Source organism: Mucilaginibacter sp., assembly GCF_036383575.1.
In the GTDB taxonomy this organism is placed as follows: domain Bacteria; phylum Bacteroidota; class Bacteroidia; order Sphingobacteriales; family Sphingobacteriaceae; genus Mucilaginibacter.
Map to the genome: position 1 here is coordinate 1 of NZ_DASVOB010000872.1, position 3,359 is coordinate 3,359.

At 47.4% G+C, this 3,359-nt stretch carries 2 protein-coding genes and 1 pseudogene; all 3 read left to right on the forward strand.

All coding sequences use genetic code 11. The features are described 5' to 3' along the window. Positions 1-507: pseudogene (locus tag VF500_RS30680) on the forward strand (urocanate hydratase); the annotation flags it as partial. Positions 508-689: 182 nt separating this feature from the next. Next, positions 690-1,910 carry an imidazolonepropionase gene (hutI, locus tag VF500_RS30685; RefSeq protein ID WP_330863299.1) on the forward strand — a complete coding sequence of 407 codons (1,221 nt, stop codon included), beginning with the start codon at positions 690-692 and terminating at the stop codon, positions 1,908-1,910. Between the two features lie 65 nt (positions 1,911-1,975). After that, positions 1,976-3,359 (forward strand): glutamate formimidoyltransferase (gene ftcD, locus VF500_RS30690; RefSeq protein ID WP_330863300.1); only part of this gene is annotated, 1,384 nt, incomplete at its 3' end.

The window sequence follows — 3,359 nt, forward strand, 5'->3', positions numbered from 1 at the left end:
GAAAATAAACCGTTAATTACCTGGCTAAAAAAAGCACGGGAAAAAATAGCATTCCAGGGATTACCTGCCCGGATTTGCTGGCTGGGCATGGGCGAACGTGAAAAGGCCGGACTGATATTTAATGAACTGGTAGCATCAGGCAAAGTAAAAGGCCCCATAGTGATCGGTCGCGACCATTTGGACTGTGGCTCGGTAGCATCGCCCAACCGTGAAACGGAGGCTATGTTAGATGGCTCCGATGCGGTATCCGACTGGCCGCTACTCAACCTGATGGCCAATGCATCAGGTGGAGCAACCTGGATCTCGTTCCACCATGGCGGCGGGGTAGGCATGGGGTATTCCCAGCACGCCGGTATGGTGGTACTGGCCGACGGCAGCCATCGTGCAGCAACTTGCCTGAAACGGGTATTACATAACGACCCGGCTATGGGTATCTTCAGGCATAATGATGCCGGATATGATAAAGCTGCTGAATGGGCAGATAAGTTTGGATTGAAGGTGTGGTAAAGCAAGTAATAACGTCACCTTCCCCTCAGGGGCTCTCGCAGAGGACCCTGAGGGGACGTAATGCATAAAAAACGCGTCATTGCGAGGGACGAAGCAATCCCGAACTGTACAGAGGGATTTGTATGGCAGCTTTGCTGATCGGGGATTGCTTCGTCCCTCGCAATGACAGACGGAAGAATAAAATGAAAAAACTAACAGGTCCGTTTACACAAATACTGTCTTTAACAGGCTTATCGCTTAAAGGTGCCCTGAAAGATGAGCAATTGCACATCATTGCCAATGGCGGTGTGTTAATTGAAGATGGAGTGATACTTGCTGTTGATGATTTTGAAAAGCTCCGCAAAAATTATCCATCGGCACAAATAGAAGAAATTACCGGCGATCATGTATTACTGCCCGGTTTTGTGGATTGCCATACGCATATTTGTTTTGCCGGTAGCAGGGCAAAGGATTACGCCATGCGCAATGCCGGTAAAAGCTATCTCGAGATTGCAGAATCAGGAGGCGGTATCTGGGATTCTGTTACGCAAACACGTGCAGCTACTGAAACCCAACTAAGCGATTTACTGACAAACCGAATAGCTCGTCATTTAGCAGAAGGGGTAACGACTATTGAGGTAAAAAGCGGTTACGGATTGTCGGCCACTGAAGAACTCAAACAGCTAAAAGCCATTCACCAGACTGCTAACAAAACTCATGCTCATATTGTGCCAACCTGCCTCGCTGCGCACATTAAACCTAAAGATTTTGATGGTGAAGGAAATGAATACCTGAAATATTTGTTAAATGATCTGTTGCCGAAGATAAAGCAACAGGATTTGGCCAGCAGGGTGGATATTTTTATTGAACAAAGCGCTTTCAACGCCAGTGATGCATTATTCTATTTAAGCAGGGCCAAGCAGATGGGATTTGAGGCTACCGTTCATGCCGATCAGTTTACAACAGGTGGCAGCGAGGTAGCTGTTAAAGCCAGAGCTGCTTCGGCCGATCATTTGGAGGCCAGCGGCGATTATGAGATAAAATTATTGGCCAATTCAGATACTGTTGCTGTAACTTTACCTGGTGCTTCGCTGGGTTTGGGAATGGGCTATGCCCCTGCACGAAAACTGCTTGACGCCGGGGCATGCCTCGCCATTGCCAGCGACTGGAACCCCGGATCGGCCCCGATGGGCGATCTGCTGATGCAGGCATCGGTAATGGCTGCGGCTGAGAAGTTAAGCACTGCCGAAGTTTTTGCCGGTTTAACCCATCGCGCAGCACAGGCTTTAAAACTAAACGACCGCGGCATCTTAACCAAAGGAAAGCTTGCCGATATGCAGGCTTATCCATGTGATGATTATCGTGAGATATTATATCAGCAAGGAAAACTGAAGCCTAACCGCGTGTGGACCGCGGAGCATTGATATGAATGATTTTATCTATAAACAAACTAACACTAACCTCTGATCTCTAACCTCCAATCTCTCCAATGAAATTAATAGAATGCGTACCCAATTTTAGTGAAGGTGTAAACCTTGATATCATCAAACAGATAACAGACGCAGTTGAGTCTGTTGAGGGAGTAAGACTATTGAATGTTGATCCCGGCAAGGCAACTAACCGTACTGTAGTGACTTTTGTTGGTGAACCCGAAAAAGTAATTGAAGCTGCATTCCTGGCTATCAAAAAAGCCGGTGAGCTGATTGATATGAGCAAACAAAAAGGCGAACATCCAAGGATGGGTGCAACAGATGTTTGTCCGCTGATACCGATCAGTAACATTACGATGGAGGAAACTGCTGAATATGCCCGACAGCTTGCAAAAAGGGTGGGAGAGGAATTGCAGATCCCGGTTTATTTGTACGAGGCGGCGCAACCCAATAAGAGCCGGAGCAATCTTTCGGTGATCCGTGCTGGTGAGTATGAAGGTTTCTTTAAAAAGATCAAGCAACCGGAATGGGCACCCGATTTCGGTCCGGCAGAGAATGATGTTAAGCGCGGGGCTACCGTGATTGGTGCCCGTGATTTTCTGGTGGCTTATAATGTTAACCTGAATACTACTTCTGTCCGGAGGGCAAATTCTATTGCTTTTGATGTGCGCGAGGCTGGTCGCACCCTGCGTGAGGGCGATCCGATTAACGGTAAAATAATATATGATGAAAACGGTAAAGCCAAAACTATTCCCGGTTCATTAAAGGCGGTAAAAGCCATAGGCTGGTTTATTGAGGAATATGGCGTTGCCCAGATCTCGATGAATTTAACTAATATCAACATTACCCCTGTTCACAAGGCATTTGATGAAGTGTGTGATAAAGCTGCTGAACGCGGCATCAGGGTAACAGGCAGTGAGCTGGTTGGACTGATTCCATTGAAAGCGATGCTTGACGCGGGCAGGTATTTCTTGGAGAAACAGCAACGCTCGGTTGGGGTAAGCGAAAAGGAACTGATCAGGATCGCCATTAAATCGATGGGGCTGGATGAGCTTTCGCCGTTTAAACCCGAAGAACGGATCATTGAATATTTGCTGAAAGATAAAACCGACAGTAAACTCATCAATATGAGCCTTACTGATCTGGCTGATGAAACCGCCAGCGAAAGCCCCGCGCCGGGTGGCGGTTCTATTTCGGCGGCTGTTGGTGCATTAGGTGCTTCGCTGGCTACCATGGTGGCTAACCTGAGTTCGCACAAAAAAGGGTGGGACAGCCGCTGGCAGGAGTTTAGCGACTGGGGGCAAAAAGGTCAGCAATTTAAAAATGAATTATTGACTTTAGTCGACCAGGATACCACGGCCTTTAACCAGATCATGGAGGCGTTTACTCTTCCGAAATCAAACGATGAGGAAAAGTCGATCCGTGATAAAGCTATTCAGGATG

Excerpts from the sequence above, each read along its gene's own strand:
- hutI (WP_330863299.1), top strand. The coding sequence starts at position 690 with ATGAAAAAACTAACAGGTCCGTTTACACAAATACTGTCTTTAACAGGC.